We start from the raw sequence: 19,040 nt of genomic DNA, 5'->3' as shown, positions 1-19,040 counted from the left end.
GGGCCAGAGGGACCAGAGGAAATCATGCAGATCCACAAGTACGACACCGTCATCGTCGGCGCCGGCGGCGCCGGCATGCGCGCGGCCATCGAGTCCACGAAGCGCAGCCGTACCGCCGTGCTCACCAAGCTCTACCCCACCCGCTCCCACACGGGCGCCGCGCAGGGCGGCATGGCCGCCGCGCTCGCCAACGTGGAGGAGGACAACTGGGAGTGGCACACCTTCGACACGATCAAGGGCGGCGACTACCTGGTCGACCAGGACGCCGCCGAGATCCTGTCGAAGGAGGCCATCGACGCCGTCCTCGACCTGGAGAAGATGGGCCTGCCGTTCAACCGGACGCCCGAGGGCAAGATCGACCAGCGCCGGTTCGGCGGTCACACCCGTAGCCACGGCGAGGCCCCGGTCCGCCGGTCCTGCTACGCCTCGGACCGCACCGGCCACATGATCCTCCAGACGCTGTACCAGAACTGCGTCAAGGAGGGTGTGGAGTTCTTCAACGAGTTCTACGTCCTGGACCTGCTGCTCCAGGACGTGGACGGGGTCAAGAAGTCGGCCGGCGTCGTCGCGTACGAGCTGGCGACCGGCGAGATCCACGTCTTCCAGGCGAAGGCGATCATCTTCGCCTCCGGCGGCACCGGCAAGTTCTTCAAGGTGACGTCCAACGCGCACACCCTGACCGGTGACGGCCAGGCCGCCGCCTGGCGCCGGGGCCTGCCGCTGGAGGACATGGAGTTCTTCCAGTTCCACCCGACGGGCATCTGGCGCATGGGCATCCTGCTGACGGAGGGCGCCCGCGGTGAGGGCGGCATCCTCCGCAACAAGGACGGCGAGCGCTTCATGGAGAAGTACGCGCCGGTCATGAAGGACCTCGCGTCCCGTGACGTCGTGTCCCGCTCCATCTACACGGAGATCCGCGAGGGCCGCGGCTGCGGTCCCGAGGGCGACCACGTCTACCTCGACCTCACGCACCTCCCGCCGGAGCAGCTGGACGCCAAGCTCCCGGACATCACCGAGTTCGCGCGCACGTACCTCGGCATCGAGCCCTACACGGACCCGATCCCGATCCAGCCGACCGCGCACTACGCCATGGGCGGCATCCCGACCAACGTCGAGGGTGAGGTGCTGGCCGACAACACCACCGTCGTCCCGGGCCTGTACGCCGCCGGCGAGGTCGCGTGCGTCTCCGTCCACGGCGCCAACCGGCTGGGCACCAACTCGCTGCTCGACATCAACGTCTTCGGGCGCCGTTCGGGCATCGCCGCCGCCGAGTACTCCGCGAAGCACGACTTCGTCGAGCTTCCCGAGAACCCGGCGCAGATGGTCGAGGACCAGGTCGAGCGGCTGCTCACCTCGACGGGCACCGAGCGGGTCGCGGCGCTCCGTCTGGAGCTGCAGGAGTGCATGGACGCCAATGTGATGGTGTTCCGCACCGAGCAGACCATCAAGACGGCCGTCGACAAGATCGCCGAGCTGCGCGAGCGCTACCTCAACGTGTCTGTCCAGGACAAGGGCAAGCGGTTCAACACGGACCTCCTGGAGGCCATCGAGCTGGGCAACCTGCTCGACCTGGCCGAGGTCATGGCGACCTCCGCGCTGGCCCGCAAGGAGTCCCGCGGCGGTCACTACCGCGAGGACTTCCCGAACCGCGACGACGTCAACTTCATGCGCCACACCATGGCGTACCGCGAGGTCTCGGCCGACGGCACCGAGTCGATCCGACTCGACTACAAGCCGGTCGTCCAGACCCGCTACCAGCCGATGGAGCGTAAGTACTGATGGCTACCCCGATTCTGGACAAGGTCGAGGCGGAGTCCGCCGCCTCCCCGTACATCACGGTCACCCTCCGGATCCGCCGCTTCAACCCCGAGGTCTCCGACGAGGCCCAGTGGCAGGACTTCCGGATCGAGATCGACCCGAAGGAGCGTGTGCTCGACGCCCTTCACAAGATCAAGTGGGACATCGACGGCACGCTGACGTTCCGCCGCTCCTGCGCGCACGGCATCTGCGGCTCCGACGCGATGCGGATCAACGGCAAGAACAGGCTCGCCTGCAAGACGCTGATCAAGGACGTCAACCCGGAGAAGCCGATCACGGTCGAGGCCATAAAGGGCCTCACGGTCCTCAAGGACCTCGTGGTCGACATGGACCCGTTCTTCCAGGCGTACCGCGATGTCATGCCCTTCCTCATCACCAAGGGGAACGAGCCGACCCGCGAGCGTCTGCAGTCCGCCGAGGACCGCGAGCGCTTCGACGACACCACCAAGTGCATCCTGTGCGCCGCGTGCACGTCCTCGTGCCCGGTGTTCTGGAACGACGGCCAGTACTTCGGCCCGGCGGCGATCGTCAACGCGCACCGCTTCATCTTCGACTCGCGCGACGAGGGCGGCGAGCAGCGCCTGGAGATCCTCAACGACCGTGACGGTGTGTGGCGTTGCCGCACCACCTTCAACTGCACGGACGCCTGCCCGCGTGGCATCGAGGTCACCAAGGCGATCCAGGAGGTCAAGCGGGCGCTGATCACGCGCCGCTTCTGACCGCCCCGGCAGTCGCATCCGGCCCCGTTCTCCGCAGCAATCCTGCGGGAGCGGGGCCTCTTGCTGCGCCGTGCGGGTCTTGACGGTACGGTCGTGCGGAACCGGGCTCCGGTTCGCCGCCGTCGGCCCAGCAGGGTCCGGGGGCGCACAGGTCTGATCGAGAGCGGGGAACGTTGAGCGATCCGAATCCGTACGCGGACGACTCATACAAGTGGGGGCCGGCTCCCCAGCAGCCGGGCGTCCCGCCCACCGTCGCGGACGGCGCGGGACACCTCGGTCCGGGCACCCCGGCGTACGGCTACCCGCAGCCGCTGCCCGAGTCCGCGGCCCAGCCCGGCCCCGGCTACGGCTACCCGCAGGGCGTCGCGGCCCAGCCGACCATGCCCGGTCAGGGCTTCCCGCAGCCGCCGGGCGCCCAGCCCGGCACCGGCATGCCGGTCCTGACGCTCGGTGATATCGCCGTCATGCAGGACCAGATCATGACCCCGTCCGGTCCGATGCCGCTCAAGGGCGCGGTGTGGACGGCGACGGATCTGACCCGTACCGAGGAGAAGATCCCGACGGTGGCGATCGTGCTGGCGATCGTCTTCGCGCTGTTCTGCCTGGTCGGTCTGCTGTTCCTCCTGATGAAGGAGAAGCAGACGACCGGCTTCGTCCAGGTCTCGGTGACCAGTGGCGGCCGGCACCACTCGACGATGATCCCGGCGGTCGGCCTGGACACCTTCCCCATGGTGATGGCCCAGCTCAACACGGCCCGCGCGATGAGCATCTGACGGTCCCCCGCCCCGGTCCGCGAGCCGCTTTGCGCGTGCGCCTCGCGCCGAGCGGCCGTCAGTCCCAGTCGGCGCCGCCCCGGTCCTCGGCGACCACCATGATGCGCCGCAGCATGTCGTTGAGCAGCGTGCGCTCGTCGGCGCCGAGTACGCCGAGCAGCCGGTACTCCTCGTGGCCGAGGACGTCCATCGCGCCCAGCCAGGTGGAGCGGCCCTCGTCGGTGAGCTCCACGTCGACCCGCCGGCGGTCGGTGGTGGAAGGGGTGCGGCGGACGAAGCCGCGCCGTTCGAGCGCGTCGAGCCGGCCGGTGACGGAGGCGGGCGCGAGGTCGAGGTCGGCGGCGAGTTCGGAGGGGGCCGCCTTCCCGCCGCGTCCGGCCAGCTTGTGGAGGGTGTCGAACTCCTGGCGGTCCAGATCGAAGTCGACCAGGGACTGTTCGCGTACCCGGCGCAGATGGACGGAGAGCTTCTTCATACGGGTCACCGCGCCCTCGACGTCGGGGTCGAGGCCGGGCAGGACGGGCTTCCAGCGCTCCACGTGTCCGTCGGTCCAGTCGCGTCGTTCCATGGGGAAATCGTACGCCGGTCCGCCAACTTTCCTTCGGAGTCTAATATTTCGTTGACGAATAGTTCGATCCCGAAATAAATTCTCGCGCATGCCGCACCCCTTGCGCACGCGCGCCTTCCGCCTGCTCTTCATCGGCCGCACCCTCTCGCTCATCGGCGACGCCGTCATCCCCACCGCTCTCTCCCTGGCCGTCTATCTGGCCACGGGCTCGACCGGGGCGCTCGCCCTGGTCCTGGGCTGCGCGATGGTCCCCAAGCTGCTCCTGCTGCCACTGGGCGGCGTCGTGGGCGACCGCTTCAACGCCCGTACGGTCGCGCTCACCACGGACCTCGTACGGTGCGCGACCCAGCTCTTCGTCGGCGCGGAGCTGCTCGGCGGCTCCCCCGCGCTCTGGCAGATCGCGCTCGCCGAGGCGATCGGCGGCGCCGCCGGAGCGTTCGCGATGCCCACCGCCTCACCGCTGATCCGCGGCACCGTGGCGGAGTCCGGGCTGCTGCGCGCCAACTCCCTGATGGCGGTGGTCAACAGCACCACCCGGCTCGGCGGCCCCGCCCTCGCCGGGCTGCTGATCCTCACCGCCGGACCGGGCTGGGCCTTCGTGCTGGACGGCGCCAGTTTCGCGGTGAGCGCCGCACTGCTGTCCGCCGTCGAGGTCCGGCACGTACCCATCCCCCGGCGTTCGCTCCTCACCGATCTCAAGGAGGGCTGGGGCGAGGTCCGCGGCCGCGACTGGTACTGGACGAGCCTGATCGGGCACGCCACCTGGAACGGCGCGGCGGCCGTCCTGATGACCGTCGGCCCGGCGCTCTTCGTCCGGGAGCTGGGCGGCAAGGGCGTCTGGGTCGCCCTCCTCCAGACCGGCGCGGTCGGCCTGCTCCTGGGCTCGCTGCTGGCCGGCCGGGCCCGCCCCCGCCGCCCGGTACTGGTGGCCAACCTGGGCCTCGCCACGTACGCCCTGCCGCTCGGCCTGCTGGCCGCCCACGCACCCGTCGCGCTCACCATCGCCGCGTACGGCGTCGCCCAGGCCGGCCTGGGCTTCCTCGGCCCCGTCTGGGACAGCTCGGTCCAGTCCGCCGTACCGGCCCACGCGCTGGCCCGGGTCACCTCGTACGACTGGCTGCTCTCCCTCGGCGCGATGCCGCTCGGCTACGCCCTGGCCCCGCTCGCGGCCTCGGCCTGGGGTGCCGAAGTGCCCCTGACCATCGCCGCGGTGGCCGTCGGCGCGGCCTGTCTGGGGACGGCGGCGGTGCCGGGCGTACGGCGCTTCGGGGCGCCCGGCAAGCAGCCGGAGCCAGCCACCGAACTCCCCGCTTGAACATGTTCAATTACAGGTCTACAGTCCATGACAACAGCTTTTGAACGCGTTCAAGGGAGGGTGGGGCATGGACCTCACTGTTGTCGCGTACGTCATCTACCTGCTGATCAGCGTGGCGCTGACCGTCTGGGTCGCGCGCACGCTCAGCCGCAACGGCAAGGTGTTCCTCGCCGATGTACTGCACGGGAACGAGAAGCTCGCCGATGCCGTGAACCACCTGCTGGTGGTCGGCTTCTACCTGGTCAACCTGGGCTTCGTCACCCTCTATCTGAGGAACTCCGACGCCGTCACCGACGCCCGCGGGCTCTTCGAGGCGCTGTCGGTGAAGCTCGGCGTCGTACTGCTCGTCCTCGGAGTGATGCACCTCGGCAATGTCTATGTGCTCAACAAGATCCGCCGCCGCGGCCTGATGGAGCGTGAGCAGACCCCGCCGGTGGCCCCGCAGGGCTGGGCGGGACCGGCCACCGGCCCGTGGGCGGCGCCCGCCCCGAGGGCCTGAGCGCCATGACGCGCGGACCCGGCGGGCAGCGGCTCCCCGTGGAGCGCCTGACGGTGCTGTACGACGCCCGGTGCCCGCTCTGCCTGCACCTGCGGCAGTGGCTGATGAAGCAGCGTCAGCTGGTCCCGCTCGACCTCGTCCCGGCGGCCTCCGAGGAGGCGCACCGCCGCTTCCCCGGACTCGACCACGCCGGGACGCTGGACGAGATCACGGTGGTCGGCGACCGGGGGCAGATCTACCGCGGGACCTCCGCGTGGATCGTCTGCCTCTGGGCGCTGGCCGAGCACCGGCCCCGGGCCCACTGGCTGACCACCCCGGCGGGCCGCCCGTTCGCCCGGGCCACCGTGCTCGCCGCCGCGAAGTACCGGTCCCTGACCGCTCCGCCGTGCGGCCGGGACGGGGACGGTGCCTGTACGGTCCCCGGATCCGCGGGCTGACCACGCCGGATACCCTCGGGTCTGTGGTGAAGGAAGCGAAGGACGTGAAGGAAGTCAAGGCTCCCAAGAGCGAACAGACCCGCACACTCATCCTCGAAACGGCGCTCCGGCTCTTCCAGGAACGCGGTTACGACAGGACGACGATGCGGGCCATCGCCCAGGAGGCCGGCGTCTCCGTGGGGAACGCCTACTACTACTTCACGAACAAGGAACACCTCGTCCAGGGCTTCTACGACCGGCTCGCGGCCGAGCACGCGGCGGCCGTACAACCGGTCCTGGACGGCGACAAGGACCTCGCGGTGCGCATGCGCGGGGTCCTGCTCACCTGGCTGGACGTGGCGGAGCCGTACCACCGCTTCGCCGCCCAGTTCTTCAAGAACGCCGCCGATCCGGAGAGCCCGCTCAGCCCTTTCTCGGCGGAGTCGGTCGCGGCCCGCGAGGCGGCGATCTCCATCCACCGGCGGTGCCTGGCCGGGTCCGACGCCAAGACCGATCCCGAACTGGCGGAGCTGCTGCCGCAGTTGATGTGGCTGATACAGATGGGCCTGGTGCTGTACTGGGTGTACGACCGCACCGAGCACACCGCACGCAGCCGCCGCCTGGTCGAGCGCTCCGCCCCGATCGGCGCCCGCGCCATCGCGCTCTCCCGGTTCCGGGTGCTGCGGCCGCTGGTGCGGCAGATCCACGAGGTGCTGGAGGAGTTCCTGCCCGGCGCCGCGAAGCCCGGGAGCGGGGGCCGGTCCGGGGAGTCGGACGAGAGACCCTAGGCCCTGCCGGCCTGGAGCCGGTGGCGGGAAGACGGCGGGGGCGGCCGTCCGGCAGATGCCGGTACGACCGCCCCCGCTGTTGTGTGCGGCGGAGCGTCAGATCCGCTTCAGCTCCCAGAGCCGCCAGATGCCGGTGCCGTCCGAGAGGTACTGCGAGCCGGAGACGTCCGTCGTGCTGACGACGTAGTCCTTCTTCTGCCACAGCGGGACCAGCGGCACGTCCTCGCCGACCTGCGCCTGGAGCTCCTTGAAGTCGGCCGCGGTGCGTCCGCGGTCGCTGTACTGGAGCGTGGAGCCGATCAGGCTGTCCACCTTCTTGCTGGAGTAGCCGTTGTGGAGGCTGTTGTCACGGCCGACGAGCGGCTGGCTGAAGGTGTCGGGGTCCGGGTAGTCGGGAAGCCAGCCGATCGTGTACGCGTCGTACTTGCCGGCCGCGTACTCCTTCTGGAACTTCGTCCACTCGACGGCGTGGACCTCGACCTTGAACAGCCCGTCCTCCTCCAGCTGGCGGCGGATCTCGGCGGTCTCCTTGGCCTGCGTCTCGTCGCCGCCGCGGTAGCCGAAGTTGATCTTGACCGGCGTCTGCACGCCGGCGTCCTCCAGCAACTGCTTGGCGCGCTCCGGGTCGGGCGTCGGGTAGGCGTCGAAGAACGGCGTGCTGTGCCCGATGTACCCCTGCGGGATCAGCGAGTAGAGCGGTTCGACCGTGCTCTTGTAGATGTTGCTCACCAGCGGCCCGCGGTCGATGATCGAGGCGATGGCCTGCCGGACCTTCTTGTCGGCCAGCGGTCTGCCGGGCCGGACGTTGAAGACGAGGTTGCGGATCTCGGCGCTGTCCGCCTCGGTGACGCGCAGATCGGGGTCGCCGGGGTTCAGCTCGGCGAGCGTGGCCGGCGGCAATTCCCGGTGGGTGACGTCGAGCTGCTTGGCGTTCCAGGCGGCCTGGAGATCACCGGACTTCTTGTAGTAGTGCACGGTGACCGGGACGCCCTCCTTCTTCACCGCGCCCTTGTACCGGGTGTTGGGGATCAGCTCCGCGATCTCGCCCGACCGGTACGACTTCAGGACGTACGGCCCCGAGCCGTCGACCGTGTTCCCCTTGCGGAGCTTGTCCGCCGGGTAGGACTCGCGGTCCACGATCGAGCCGGCTCCGGTGGCGAGCTTCTGCGGGAAGGTCGCGTCGCGCGAGGAAAGGTTGAAGGTGATCGTGCGGCCGTCGGCCACCACGTTCTTCAGGCTCGGGAACAGCACCCAGGGACCGACGTCCGTCTTGATCCTGATCATGCGCTCGATGGAGTACTTGACGTCCTCGGCGGTGATCTTCCGGCCGTTGGAGAAGGTCAGGTCGTCACGCAGCTTGCACTGGTACGTCTGGAGCTTCTGGCCCATGAACCCGCAGCTCTCGGCCGCGTCGGGCTCGGGGACGACCGCCCCGGCCTTGAACGTCATCAGGGACTGGTAGATGTTGCTGTACATCGCCCAGGAGCCCGCGTCGTACGCGCCTGCCGGGTCGAGCGACGTGACCACGTCCGTCGTGCCGACGGCTACGGGGTCGTTCTTCACCTCGTCCGAGGGAAGCAACTGCCAGGCGACGACGCCTGCGATGACCAAAACCGCGAGAATCGCGAGAATCCGTAGCCGGATCGACCGCATTGCCGTGCTCTCCCTTACCAGCCCCACCTCGGCGTTGCGCTCAGATACGCAGATCACCGCATGCTCACGATCAGCCAATCACACGAATTTCACATCTGGAAGAGCAAAACTGTGACTCATAGCCTTTTGTTCGGCAGTTGAAACCTTGGGTGCACCTGTACGTCCGAAACCGGTCGTCGACGGAGAGTCACGCCTGCCGTGAGGCCAGTTCCACGACGGTGATGTCGGACGGTGCGCCGACCCGTACCGGCGGGCCCCAGGCGCCCGCGCCCCGTGAGACGTACAGCTGGGTGTCGCCGTAGCGGTCGAGTCCGGCGCCGGTGGGATTGGCCAGATCCGCGATGAAGTTGCCCGGCCAGAGCTGGCCGCCATGGGTGTGGCCGGAGAGCTGGAGGTCCACTCCGTGGGCGACCGCGTCATGGATGACGACGGGCTGGTGGGCCAGCAGGACGGCGGCGCGGGTACGGTCCCGGTCGCCGAGCGCACGGGCGAAATCGGGGCCCTGCCCTTCGCTCTCCCCGGCGATGTCATTGACGCCCGCAAGATCGAATCCAGCGATCTCCACCCGGTCGTTCTCCAGCGGATGAAGGCCCAATTCCCTTACCTGGTCGACCCATTGGGCGGCGCCCGAGTAGTACTCGTGATTTCCGGTGACGAAGAAATTGCCGTGCCTGGCCTTCAGCCGGGCGAGCGGCTCCGCGGCCGGCCCGAGGTCGGCGACGGTTCCGTCGACGAGGTCGCCCACCACGGCGACCAGATCCGGCTGGGTCCGGTTGATCGTGTCGACGATCCGCCGGGTGTGGGCGCGGCCGAGGATCGGGCCGAGGTGGATGTCGCTGACGACGGCGATCCGGAAGCCGTGTGCGGAGCGGGGCAGCTTGGCCAGCGGGACGGTGATCCGCTTGACCCGCGGCCCGCGCAGCACCCCGTAGGTGCCGTGGCCGACCGTGCCGAGCCCGGCGACGGCGGCGGCCCCGCCGACGGCCCGCGCGACGAACAGCCGCCGGCTGGGGGCGTCGGGGCGGGGCGGGGCGGGGGCGTCGGCGAGGAGGGTGGCCGGGGCGGCGGAAAGCACCGCACCCGACGTATCAGCGGAGAGGCCCGTACGTTTTGCACCATTTTCCGGATGCGCGTCGAGCGCACCGTCCGCTGACGCCCTGTCCGCGTCGAGCGCACCGTCCACTGACGCCTTGTCCGCGTCGAGCGCACCGTCCACTGACGCCTTGTCCGCGTCGAGCGCACCATCCGCTGACGCCCTGTCCGCGTCGTCCGGCTGCCCCGCCCGGTCCGCCCGGCGCGCCAGTACCCGGCGCAGGACCGGCCGTACCGCCTCGCCCGCCAGCAGAGCCAGCGTCAGGTACAGCACGGCGGCGAGCCACAGATAGCCCGGCCAGGCCAGCACCCGCTGGAGCCAGAAGGGCGCGCCCGCGCGGCCGGAGACCAGCGCGCCGACGCTCAGCAGCGGCAGTACGTACGCGGCCACCGTGCCGGCCCTGCGCATCGCGCTGCCCTCGGCCGTCGTGTCACCGACGAAGCGGCGCCACAGATAGCGGTGCACGCCGGCCAGCAGCGCGAGCACGACGATCACCATCACCACGAGACCGGCCACTGCCACCAGCTCTCCTCAGCCCGCCGTACGGCGTGTTATCCGCGTTCGCGGCGCAGGGCCCTGACGCCACGGAACCCGATCACTCCAACTGCCGTCCCCAGGAGAAAGGACGTGATGGCGAGCAGCAGATGCACCCAGAAGTACGCAGTCGGGTCACCCGCGTCGTCGAAGGCGAGTCCGCTGCCGTCCTTCCACAGGTTCTTGACGAAAGTGATCCAGATGAACCAGCTCCACACCCCGAAGGCGAGCAGGAACCAGGAGACGGGGCGGCTGAGCTTCATGGACTCAGTATCTCCGCCGCGCTCCGGCAGAGCCGCCCGGGGTGGGCTGTCCCAGCGGTACGCCCGGCGGGTCAAGCCATCCGCACCCATTTTCATATCTTCTCCCTGTACGTTTCCGACCGTGCCTGCTCTCAAAAAGACCGCTCTTACGGTCATCTCTGCCGCCTTGTTGTCCACTTTTGCTGTCAGTCCGGCATCGGCGGTCGGCAAGGACGCTTCCGACGAACAGCCGAAGCCGCCCGCGGGCATGTCCAAGGTCGGCGGCGAACTGCTGGGCCGGGCCGGTACGCAGGTCAAGCTGGGACCGGACGCCCCGGTGCTGCCGAAGGACCTCACGGGCAGGTCCTGGATCGTCGCGGACGCGGAGAGCGGGCAGGTCCTCGCCTCGCACAACCCGCACTGGCGGCTTCCCCCCGCCTCCACCCTGAAGATGCTCTTCGCGGACACCGTGATGCCCTCGCTCCAGCCGAAGACCCAGAAGTACACGGTCAAGGACGAGGACCTCGCCAACCTGGGCGAGGGCAGCAGCCTGGTCGGCGTCAAGGAGAAGCTCACCTACACGGTCCACGACCTGTGGCTCGGAGTGTTCCTGCGGTCGGGCAACGACGCGGTGCACGTGCTGTCCTCGATGTACGGCGGCGTCGCCAAGACCGTGGACGCGATGCAGGCGCACGCCGAGGAGTTGCAGGCGCTCGACACGAAGGTGGTGTCGCCCGACGGGTACGACGCACCCGACCAGGTCTCCAGCGCGTACGACCTGACGCTGTTCGCCCGCAGCGGGCTGCAGAAGGCGGACTTCCGGGAGTACTGCTCGACGGCCGAGGCGCAGTTCCCCGGTGCGGAGAAGAACGGCAAGCGCGAGAGCTTCGGCATCCAGAACACCAACAAGCTGCTCACCGGCGCGGCCGGCGTCGAGCCGTACAAGGGCATCGCGGGCGTCAAGAACGGCTACACCACGCACGCCGGCAACACCTTCACCGGCGTCGCCGAACGCGACGGCAAGGTGCTGCTCGTCACCGTCATGAACCCGTCGTCCGACAAGGCCCACGCCGTCTACAACGAGGCCGCCAGCCTCCTCGACTGGGGCTTCGACGCGAGCGGCAAGGTGACCCCGGTCGGCGAGCTGGTGCCCCCGAAGTCGGCCACCACCGGCACCGGGTCCGGCAAGGGATCAACGGCCGCGCCCGGGACGGACGAGGGACAGAACGGCCCGGCGCAGAGCGCGAAGGCCGCCGCGTCCGAGAACGACGGAGGAGGAGGCGTCGGGATCGCGCTGGGCATCGCCGGGGGCGTCCTGGTGCTGCTGGCCGGAGCGGCGTTCCTGGTCAACCGGCGCTGGCCGCTGCCGGACCTGGTGCGTCGCCTCCCTCGCCGCTGACCGGCCCGGACGCCTCCCCGGCGGCTTCGGCGTCCTCGGCCTCCTCGCTGTTCTGCGTCGCCGTCCAGGCGGCGCAGAACAGCAGCAGCTTCGCCGAGAGGTTGATCCACAGCAGCAGCGCGACCGGCACCCCGAAGGCGCCGTACATGCTCTTCGACGCCACGCCCTTCATGTAGCTGCCGAGCAGCAGCTTGAGCAGTTCGAAGCCGATCGCGCCGAGCGCTCCGGCGACCAGCAGCCTGTGCCGCGGCGGCTCGACGCCGGGCAGCAGGGTCAGCAGATAGAGCAGCAGCAGGAATCCGGCGAGCGCCGCCACCAGCAGGGTGGCCACCTGGAGCACCACACCTCCGGCGCCGCGGTCCGAGATGCCGAGCAGATTCGCCGTCCAGCCGACGGCAACGGAGCCGGCCGACGACACGGCCAGCGTCGCGAGCACCGCCCCGCCGAGCCCCAACAGCAGCCCGGCGTCCTTGAGTTTGCGCACGACCGGATTGCCCAGGCTCACATCGTCCAGGTCCCAGACGGCGCGCAGGCAGTCCCGCATCGAGCCGATCCAGCCGATGCCGGTCAAGAGCAGCACCGCACCGGCCACCACTCCCACCGTGCCCGCGTGGGCCACCAGATTCCCGATGCCGAGCTGGTCGGAGATGCCCGGCACCTGCTCGGCGAGCTTGTCCTCGATCTTGTGCAACTGCTCGGTGGAGAGCAGCGCGGCGCCGATCGCCGCACCGACCGCGATCAGCGGGAAGAGCGCCAGGAAGCTGATGAAGGTGATCGCGGCGGAGAGCCTGGCCCAATGGACCCGCTCCAGCGTCTCGTAGGAGCGCCAGGCGTGCGTCGCCATCAGCCGGGAGACGATCGGCCCGATGACGGGGAGTTTTTTCAGCCAGTCCATGACGTACGACTACCCTCCCCCGCCGGGAAAACCGAAACCGGCTCTGTTTCCGTACGGGCCGACACTTCTTCAATCACCCATATCGGTGAGTGTTGTAACAAATACCTCGAAAGGGTTTTCCCGGGCGATACGGTCACCGTCATGTCTGTCGACACCGTGTCCCTGACCGGCTGGGGCCGCACCGCCCCGACGACCGCCGTGCGGTTCCGCCCCCGTTCGTACGAGGAGGCGGCGGCGACGGTACGCGGCTGCGGGCCCCGTGGCTCCATCGCCCGGGGCCTCGGCCGGGCGCACGGCGACGCGGCCCAGAACGCGGGCGGCTCCGTCCTCGACATGACCGCGCTCAACCGGATCCGCACCGTCGACGCCGCCGCCGGGCTCGTGGTCTGCGACGCCGGGGTCAGCCTGCACCGGCTGATGGAAGTCCTGCTGCCGCTCGGCTGGTTCGTCCCGGTCACCCCCACGACCCGGTACGTCACCGTGGGCGGCGCGGTCGGCGCCGACATCCACGGTCACAACCAGCACGTCTCGGGCTCCTTCTCCCGGCACGTCCGGGAGCTGGAACTGCTGACCGCCGAGGGCGAGATCCGTACCGTCCGCCCCGGCACCGCGCTCTTCGACGCGACCGCGGGCGGCCTCGGCCTGACGGGGGTGATCCTCTCGGCCACCCTCCAGTGCCACCGCGTCACCAGCTCATGGATGTCGGTCGACACCGAACGCGCCGTCGACCTGGACGACCTGCTGGAACGGCTCGGCGCCGGGGACCACCGCTACCGCTACTCGGCCGCCTGGATCGACCTCCGCGCCCGCGGCCGGGCGACGGGACGTTCCGTACTCACCCGGGGGGAGCACGTACCCCGCTACGCGCTACCGGCGCACGCCCGGCGCACACCGCTCTCGTTCCGCCCGGGGCCGTTGCCGGCCGCCCCCGCCCTCGTGCCGGAGGCGCTGCTCGGCGGCGCCCCGGCCGCCCTGCTCAACGAGGTGCGGTACCGCGGCGCGCCCAAGTACCGGATCGGTGAACTCCGGCGGCTGGCCACGTTCTTCCACCCCCTGGACGGCCTGCCGCACCGGAACCGGATCCATGGGCGGGCCGGATCCGTGCGGTACCAGTTCGCCGTCGGCCACGGCCGGGAGGAGACGCTGCGCCGGATCGTGCACCGGATCTCCCGGCGGCGCTGGCCGTCGATGAACGCCGTGCTCAAACGGTTCGGCGCCGGGGATCCGGGCTGGCTGTCGTTCCCGATGCCCGGCTGGACGCTCGCCCTCGACCTGCCCGCCGCCCTGCCCGGACTGGCCGGATTCCTGGACTCGCTGGACGAGGAGGTGGCGGCGGCCGGCGGCCGGGTCTGTCTGGCGAAGGACTCCCGGCTCCGGCCGGAGCTGCTGGCCACGATGTACCCGAGGCTGGCCGACTTCCGGTCGCTCCGTGCCGGACTGGACCCGGCCGGGGCCTTCCGCTCGGACCTGTCGCGCCGTCTGTCGCTCTGACCACCACGCCCGCCTCGCCCTGTCTCCCCACGTCGCAAGGAGTGTTCCCGTGAAGGACGCCTTCGGAGCCCCGCAGTCCCTGCTCGTCCTCGGCGGCACGTCGGAGATCGCGCTGGCCACCGCCCGGCGGCTGATCGCCCTGCGGACCCGCACCGTCCGGCTGGCCGGGCGCCCCGGCCCCGCCCTCGACGCGGCCGCCGCCGAACTGCGCGCCCGCGGCGCCGACGTCCGTACGGTCGACTTCGACGCCCTGGACGCCGAGTCGCACGAGACCGCCCTCGGCAAGGTCTTCGCCGAGGGCGACATCGACATGGTGCTGCTCGCCTTCGGTATCGCCGGCGACCAGGGGCGCGACGAGGAGGAACCGCTCGCCGCGGTCCGGGTCGCCCAGACCAACTACACCGGGGCCGTCTCCGCCGGGCTGGTATGCGCCGGCGCACTCCAGGCGCAGGGGCACGGCTCGCTGGTGGTGCTCTCCTCGGTGGCGGGCGAACGCGCCCGCCGCGCCGACTTCATCTACGGGTCCAGCAAGGCGGGCCTGGACGCGTTCACGCAGGGGCTGGGCGACGCGCTGCACGGGACCGGGGTGCATGTGATGGTCGTGCGCCCCGGCGTCGTACGCCCGGAGCCGGCCCGGGAAACGGTGCCGGCCGCGCCGGTCATGTCACCGGCGCCCGCCCGGGGCGGGGCGGCGCTGCTCGCGTCGGCCCGGATCACCGCGGCGCGGTCGGCCTCGGCCCGGTTCGTCTCGGCGCCGCTGGAGGCGCCGTCCCTGACCACGACGCCGGACGCGGTCGCGGAGGCCATCGTGACGGGTCTGCGTCGGCGTTCGGAGACGGTGTGGGTGCCCGGGTCGCTGCGTGCGGTGATGTCGGCGCTGCGGCACGTGCCGCGCCCGCTGTTCCGGCGCCTGCCGATCTGAACCGGCGGCGCCGGGGCGGTACGGGGGTCGCTCAGGAGTGCAGGGAGGGCTCGTCCACGCAGGAGCCGCCCTGCGCGGGCACGGCGGGCGCGCCGCCCCCGGCGCCGAACGGGAACTCGTTGATCTTGCGCCAGACGCTGTCCGAGCCCTGCTCGTACAGCGCGAAGGAACCGCAGGTCCAGGCCGCCTCGTAGTCGGCGAGCTCGGCGTACGCCCGGTCCATCGCCTCCTCGGCGATGTCGTGCGCCACGGTCACATGCGGGTGGTACGGGAACTGGAGCTCGCGGACCAGCGGCCCGGAGGTGTCACGGACCCGCTTCTGCAGCCAGGTGCAGGCCGAGGCGCCCTCGACGACCTGGACGAAGACGACCGGCGAGAGGGGACGGAAGGTCCCCGTGCCGGACAGCCGCATCGGGAAGGGGCGGCCGCCCGTCGCGATCTGGGCGAGGTGCGCCTCGATCGCGGGCAGGTCGGCCGCCTCGGCCTCGGTCGGCGGGAGAAGGGTGACGTGGGTGGGAATGCCGTACGCGGCAGGATCCCCGAAGCTCGCGCGCCGCTCCTGGAGCAGGCTGCCGTAGGGCTCCGGGACCGCGATCGAAACGCCGAGCGTTACGGTCCCCACGTCGTCCTCCTCAATGCTCGATGGCCGATGGCCTGCTTTCGGCCATCCACCGGGTTCAGCTTCCCGTCGCCAGTGTGACGCCTGGGGCAGCGAAACCGCCAGGGTCCTTGGACTCAGTGCTTCGCGGGCAGAAGGCCCATCCGGTCGTACGTCCGGGCCAGGGTCTCGGCCGCGACGGCTCGGGCCTTCTCCGCGCCCTTGGCCAGGATCGAGTCCAGCGTCTCCGGGTCGTCCAGGTATTCCTGGGTACGGGTCCGGAACGGTGTGACGAACTCGACCATGACCTCGGCGAGGTCGGTCTTGAGCGCACCGTAGCCCTTGCCCTCGTACTTCTGCTCCAGATCCGCGATACCGGTGCCCGTGAGTGTCGAGTAGATGCTCAGCAGATTGCTGACGCCGGGCTTCTCGGCCCGGTCGAAACGGATCACCGTGTCGGTGTCGGTGACCGCGCTCTTCACCTTCTTGGCGGTGGTCTTCGGCTCGTCCAGAAGGTTGATCAGGCCCTTCGGAGTGGCCGCCGACTTGCTCATCTTCGCCGACGGGTCCTGGAGGTCGTAGATCTTCGCCGTCTCCTTGAGGATGTACGGGTCCGGCACGGTGAACGTGTCGCCGTAGCTGCCGTTGAACCGCTCGGCCAGATTGCGGGTCAGCTCCAGGTGCTGGCGCTGGTCCTCACCGACCGGGACCTGGTCGGCCTGGTACAGCAGGATGTCGGCCACCATCAGCATCGGGTAGGTGAAGAGACCGACCGTGGTGCGGTCGGCGCCCTGCTTGGCGGACTTGTCCTTGAACTGCGTCATGCGCGAGGCCTCGCCGAAGCCGGTGAGGCAGTTCATGACCCAGCCGAGCTGGGCGTGCTCGGGGACATGGCTCTGGACGAAGAGCGTGCAGCGCTCCGGGTCGAGACCTGCGGCGAGGAGCTGGGCGGCGGCGAGCCTGGTGTTGGCGCGCAGCTCCGCGGGGTCCTGCGGGATGGTGATCGCATGCAGGTCCACGACCATGTAGAAGGCGTCGTGGGAGTCCTGCAGCGCCACCCACTGGCGGACCGCGCCGAGGTAGTTGCCGAGGTGGAACGAGCCTGCGGTGGGCTGGATTCCGGAGAGCACACGGGGGCGTTCAGAGGCCATGGAACTCATTGTCTCAGGTACGGGCAGCCGGCCCCGACCGGCCTGGCGCGCCGGGAAATACAGGTTTCCTCGCCACTGATCCGACCAACGATACAAAGTGGGCACCACCCCCGCCCGCCCCACGACGAACGGAGATCCCGTGTCGACCACGGAAACCGCCATCGCCTCCGCCGAGGCGCACAGCGCGCACAACTACCATCCGCTGCCCGTCGTCGTCGCCACGGCGGACGGGGCCTGGATGACCGATGTCGAGGGCCGCCGCTACCTCGACATGCTCGCCGGCTACTCGGCGCTCAACTTCGGACACGGCAACCGGCGCCTGATCGACGCGGCCAAGGCGCAGCTGGAGCGGGTGACGCTCACCTCACGTGCTTTTCACCACGACCGGTTCGCCGACTTCTGTACGCAGCTCGCCGAGCTGTGCGGCATGGAGTCGGTGCTGCCGATGAACACCGGGGCGGAGGCCGTGGAGACCGCGGTGAAGACGGCCCGCAAGTGGGGGTACCGGGTGAAGGGCGTCCCGGACGGAATGGCGAAGATCATCGTCGCCGCGAACAACTTCCACGGCCGCACGACCACGATCATCAGCTTCTCCACGGACCCGGAGGCGCGGGAGGACTTCGGCCCGTACACGCCGGGGTTCGAGATCGTGCCGTACGGGGATCTCACGGCGCTCCGGGAGGCGATGACCGAGAACACCGTGGCGGTGCTGATGGAGCCGATCCAGGGCGAGGCCGGGGTGCTGGTGCCGCCGCCCGGCTATCTCCCCGGGGTGCGGGCGCTCACCCGCGAGCGGAACGTGCTGTTCGTCGCGGACGAGATCCAGTCGGGTCTGGGCCGCACCGGCCGGACCTTCGCCTGCGAGCACGAGGGCGTGGTGCCGGACATGTACGTGCTCGGCAAGGCGCTGGGCGGTGGTGTGGTGCCGGTGTCGGCGGTGGTCTCGTCGCAGGACGTGCTCGGGGTGTTCCGGCCCGGTGAGCACGGTTCGACGTTCGGCGGCAATCCGCTCGCCTGCGCGGTCGCGCTGGAGGTCATCGCGATGCTGCGCACCGGTGAGTTCCAGCAGCGGGCGGCCGAGCTGGGCGAGCATCTGCATCAGGAGCTCGGGCTGCTGGTGGGCGGCGGCGCGGTGCAGGAGGTGCGCGGCCGCGGGCTGTGGGCGGGGGTCGACATCGCCCCGGGCCACGGCACCGGCCGGGAGATCTCCGAGAAGCTGATGGACCGCGGGGTGCTGGTCAAGGACACCCATGGCTCGACGATCCGGATCGCCCCGCCGCTGGTGATCAGCAAGGAGGACCTGGACTGGGGCCTCGAACAGCTCCGCGCCGTGCTGCGCGGCTGAGCCCCGGGTGGGCCCGCCCTGGCAGACTCCGCACCGTGAGACCCGACCTGACACAGCTGCGTGACCTGATCGAGGAGTCACCGGGGTTCGGCCGCGGGCCCGCGGGCGCCGTGCCGGAGGCCCTGATCCGCGAGGCCGAGGCACGCGTCGGCCCGCTGCCGCCGTCGTACCGGTGGTGGCTGGCCGAGTTCGGCCACGGACGGGCCGGGGGCGCGGACATCGCGACGGTGGCGCCGGCCGGGTTTGCCGACGACCCGGCCGGCGAGATGTACGAGGCCGTCACAGCGGGCTGGCGGCGGGACGGTGAGCGGCTCTGCTTCGCCGTCGAGCCGGACTGCGGCGACGAGTACCGCTTCGCCCTGGACCGGGCGGGCGAGGACGGGGAGTACCCGGTGGTCGGGCGGGACGGCACGGACGGGAGCGAGTACCCGGTCGCGGAGTCCTTCGCCGGGTTCCTGGCCGTCCGGGCGGCGCTGTCGCGCGGCCTGCGCGACGGCCCCAATCCTGCGGTCGCCCGGCTGTGGCGGTCGACGCCCGGCGTGCTGCTCGGCAACGGCGTGCACGTCTACGGCCCGCACGTGATCCAGGAACGCAACGAGACCTTCGAGGTGCCCCGGTACGCGCCCGGCTGGGTGCTGGTCGGGGACGACAGCGGCGGCGACGGGCTCTTCATGCGCCACCACGGCCGTGACCGCACCACCCTGTACCTGCTCGGCCTGGGCGCGGTCCACGAGGACGTCGGGGCGGCGGGCGAGCGGGTCACGGACGATCTGCTCGGCTGGCTGCGCGCGGGCGGGCCGCTGCCCGGCTGAGGGCAGCCC

The 19,040-nt window shown here is 70.5% G+C and carries 19 protein-coding genes; 12 read left to right on the top strand and 7 right to left on the bottom strand.

Annotated features, from left to right (window positions below):
• Window positions 1-24 precede the first annotated feature (24 nt).
• The 3 genes from sdhA (at window position 25) to ACFVH0_RS01960 (ending at window position 3,310) form a co-directional block, all read left to right on the top strand.
• Window positions 25-1,779 (top strand): succinate dehydrogenase flavoprotein subunit, encoded by a 1,755-nt coding sequence (gene sdhA / locus ACFVH0_RS01970; RefSeq protein ID WP_385817473.1) that lies wholly within the window; start codon window positions 25-27, stop codon window positions 1,777-1,779.
• Complete coding sequence (locus ACFVH0_RS01965; RefSeq protein WP_385817472.1) at window positions 1,779-2,537, top strand: succinate dehydrogenase iron-sulfur subunit; 759 nt, start codon at window positions 1,779-1,781, stop codon at window positions 2,535-2,537. The genes sdhA and ACFVH0_RS01965 overlap by 1 nt, the downstream gene beginning before the upstream one ends.
• A gap of 173 nt (window positions 2,538-2,710) precedes the next feature.
• Window positions 2,711-3,310, top strand: coding sequence for a hypothetical protein (locus ACFVH0_RS01960; RefSeq protein ID WP_385817471.1), 600 nt, complete (start codon window positions 2,711-2,713; stop codon window positions 3,308-3,310).
• 58 nt (window positions 3,311-3,368) lie between these two features.
• Here ACFVH0_RS01960 and ACFVH0_RS01955 read toward each other — a convergent pair whose 3' ends face one another.
• Window positions 3,369-3,878 (bottom strand): MarR family winged helix-turn-helix transcriptional regulator, encoded by a 510-nt coding sequence (locus tag ACFVH0_RS01955; protein WP_385817470.1) that lies wholly within the window; start codon window positions 3,876-3,878, stop codon window positions 3,369-3,371.
• 88 nt (window positions 3,879-3,966) lie between these two features.
• Here ACFVH0_RS01955 and ACFVH0_RS01950 point away from each other — a divergent pair, with 88 nt between their 5' ends.
• The 4 genes from ACFVH0_RS01950 to ACFVH0_RS01935 all read left to right on the top strand — a co-directional run bounded on the left by ACFVH0_RS01950 (window position 3,967) and on the right by ACFVH0_RS01935 (window position 6,896).
• A complete protein-coding gene (locus ACFVH0_RS01950; RefSeq protein WP_385817469.1) occupies window positions 3,967-5,193 on the top strand; it encodes an MFS transporter in 1,227 nt (408 codons plus the stop codon).
• Between the two features lie 67 nt (window positions 5,194-5,260).
• Complete coding sequence (locus ACFVH0_RS01945; protein ID WP_385817468.1) at window positions 5,261-5,692, top strand: hypothetical protein; 432 nt, start codon at window positions 5,261-5,263, stop codon at window positions 5,690-5,692.
• A gap of 5 nt (window positions 5,693-5,697) precedes the next feature.
• Window positions 5,698-6,129: a thiol-disulfide oxidoreductase DCC family protein gene (locus tag ACFVH0_RS01940; RefSeq protein ID WP_385817467.1), complete on the top strand. Its 432-nt coding sequence runs from the start codon at window positions 5,698-5,700 to the stop codon at window positions 6,127-6,129.
• Window positions 6,130-6,152: 23 nt separating this feature from the next.
• Window positions 6,153-6,896 carry a TetR family transcriptional regulator gene (locus ACFVH0_RS01935; RefSeq protein ID WP_385817466.1) on the top strand — a complete coding sequence of 248 codons (744 nt, stop codon included), beginning with the start codon at window positions 6,153-6,155 and terminating at the stop codon, window positions 6,894-6,896.
• Between the two features lie 96 nt (window positions 6,897-6,992).
• Here the strand turns inward: ACFVH0_RS01935 and ACFVH0_RS01930 are convergent, their stop codons facing one another.
• The 3 genes from ACFVH0_RS01930 to ACFVH0_RS01920 all read right to left on the bottom strand — a co-directional run bounded on the left by ACFVH0_RS01930 (window position 6,993) and on the right by ACFVH0_RS01920 (window position 10,439).
• Window positions 6,993-8,549 carry an ABC transporter substrate-binding protein gene (locus ACFVH0_RS01930; protein ID WP_385817465.1) on the bottom strand — a complete coding sequence of 519 codons (1,557 nt, stop codon included), beginning with the start codon at window positions 8,547-8,549 and terminating at the stop codon, window positions 6,993-6,995.
• A gap of 187 nt (window positions 8,550-8,736) precedes the next feature.
• The gene (locus tag ACFVH0_RS01925) at window positions 8,737-10,140 is read right to left on the bottom strand and encodes a metallophosphoesterase (protein ID WP_385817514.1); all 1,404 of its coding nucleotides are present in this window, start codon (window positions 10,138-10,140) and stop codon (window positions 8,737-8,739) included.
• A gap of 53 nt (window positions 10,141-10,193) precedes the next feature.
• Window positions 10,194-10,439: an SCO4848 family membrane protein gene (locus ACFVH0_RS01920; RefSeq protein WP_384967299.1), complete on the bottom strand. Its 246-nt coding sequence runs from the start codon at window positions 10,437-10,439 to the stop codon at window positions 10,194-10,196.
• On the opposite strand from ACFVH0_RS01920, the gene ACFVH0_RS01915 reads away from it, so the two are divergent.
• Complete coding sequence (locus tag ACFVH0_RS01915) at window positions 10,378-11,817, top strand: D-alanyl-D-alanine carboxypeptidase (protein WP_385817463.1); 1,440 nt, start codon at window positions 10,378-10,380, stop codon at window positions 11,815-11,817. The genes ACFVH0_RS01920 and ACFVH0_RS01915 overlap by 62 nt on opposite strands.
• Here ACFVH0_RS01915 and ACFVH0_RS01910 read toward each other — a convergent pair.
• Entirely contained in the window at window positions 11,765-12,712 is a 948-nt protein-coding gene (locus ACFVH0_RS01910) for a YihY/virulence factor BrkB family protein (RefSeq protein ID WP_385817462.1), read from the bottom strand. The genes ACFVH0_RS01915 and ACFVH0_RS01910 overlap by 53 nt on opposite strands.
• Window positions 12,713-12,853: 141 nt before the next feature.
• Here ACFVH0_RS01910 and ACFVH0_RS01905 point away from each other — a divergent pair, with 141 nt between their 5' ends.
• On the top strand, window positions 12,854-14,203 hold the full coding sequence (locus tag ACFVH0_RS01905) for an FAD-binding protein (RefSeq protein WP_385817461.1): 1,350 nt from the start codon (window positions 12,854-12,856) through the stop codon (window positions 14,201-14,203).
• A gap of 49 nt (window positions 14,204-14,252) precedes the next feature.
• The gene (locus tag ACFVH0_RS01900) at window positions 14,253-15,125 is read left to right on the top strand and encodes an SDR family NAD(P)-dependent oxidoreductase (RefSeq protein ID WP_385817460.1); all 873 of its coding nucleotides are present in this window, start codon (window positions 14,253-14,255) and stop codon (window positions 15,123-15,125) included.
• Between the two features lie 31 nt (window positions 15,126-15,156).
• Here the strand turns inward: ACFVH0_RS01900 and ACFVH0_RS01895 are convergent, their stop codons facing one another.
• Window positions 15,157-15,747 (bottom strand): 2'-5' RNA ligase family protein, encoded by a 591-nt coding sequence (locus tag ACFVH0_RS01895; protein WP_385817459.1) that lies wholly within the window; start codon window positions 15,745-15,747, stop codon window positions 15,157-15,159.
• A 113-nt stretch (window positions 15,748-15,860) separates the two neighbouring features.
• Window positions 15,861-16,874, bottom strand: coding sequence for a tryptophan--tRNA ligase (gene trpS, locus ACFVH0_RS01890; protein ID WP_385817458.1), 1,014 nt, complete (start codon window positions 16,872-16,874; stop codon window positions 15,861-15,863).
• 139 nt (window positions 16,875-17,013) lie between these two features.
• On the opposite strand from trpS, the gene rocD reads away from it, so the two are divergent.
• Together rocD and ACFVH0_RS01880 are read left to right on the top strand one after the other, a co-directional pair.
• Window positions 17,014-18,219, top strand: coding sequence for an ornithine--oxo-acid transaminase (rocD, locus tag ACFVH0_RS01885; RefSeq protein WP_385817457.1), 1,206 nt, complete (start codon window positions 17,014-17,016; stop codon window positions 18,217-18,219).
• A 35-nt stretch (window positions 18,220-18,254) separates the two neighbouring features.
• A complete protein-coding gene (locus ACFVH0_RS01880; protein ID WP_385817456.1) occupies window positions 18,255-19,031 on the top strand; it encodes an SMI1/KNR4 family protein in 777 nt (258 codons plus the stop codon).
• Window positions 19,032-19,040: the final 9 nt, after the last annotated feature.

This window comes from Streptomyces sp. NPDC127117, from assembly GCF_042677325.1.
Lineage (GTDB): Bacteria > Actinomycetota > Actinomycetes > Streptomycetales > Streptomycetaceae > Streptomyces.
Note: the sequence above shows the minus strand (reverse complement) of the source record. Positions and strands in the feature narration are given on the sequence as shown.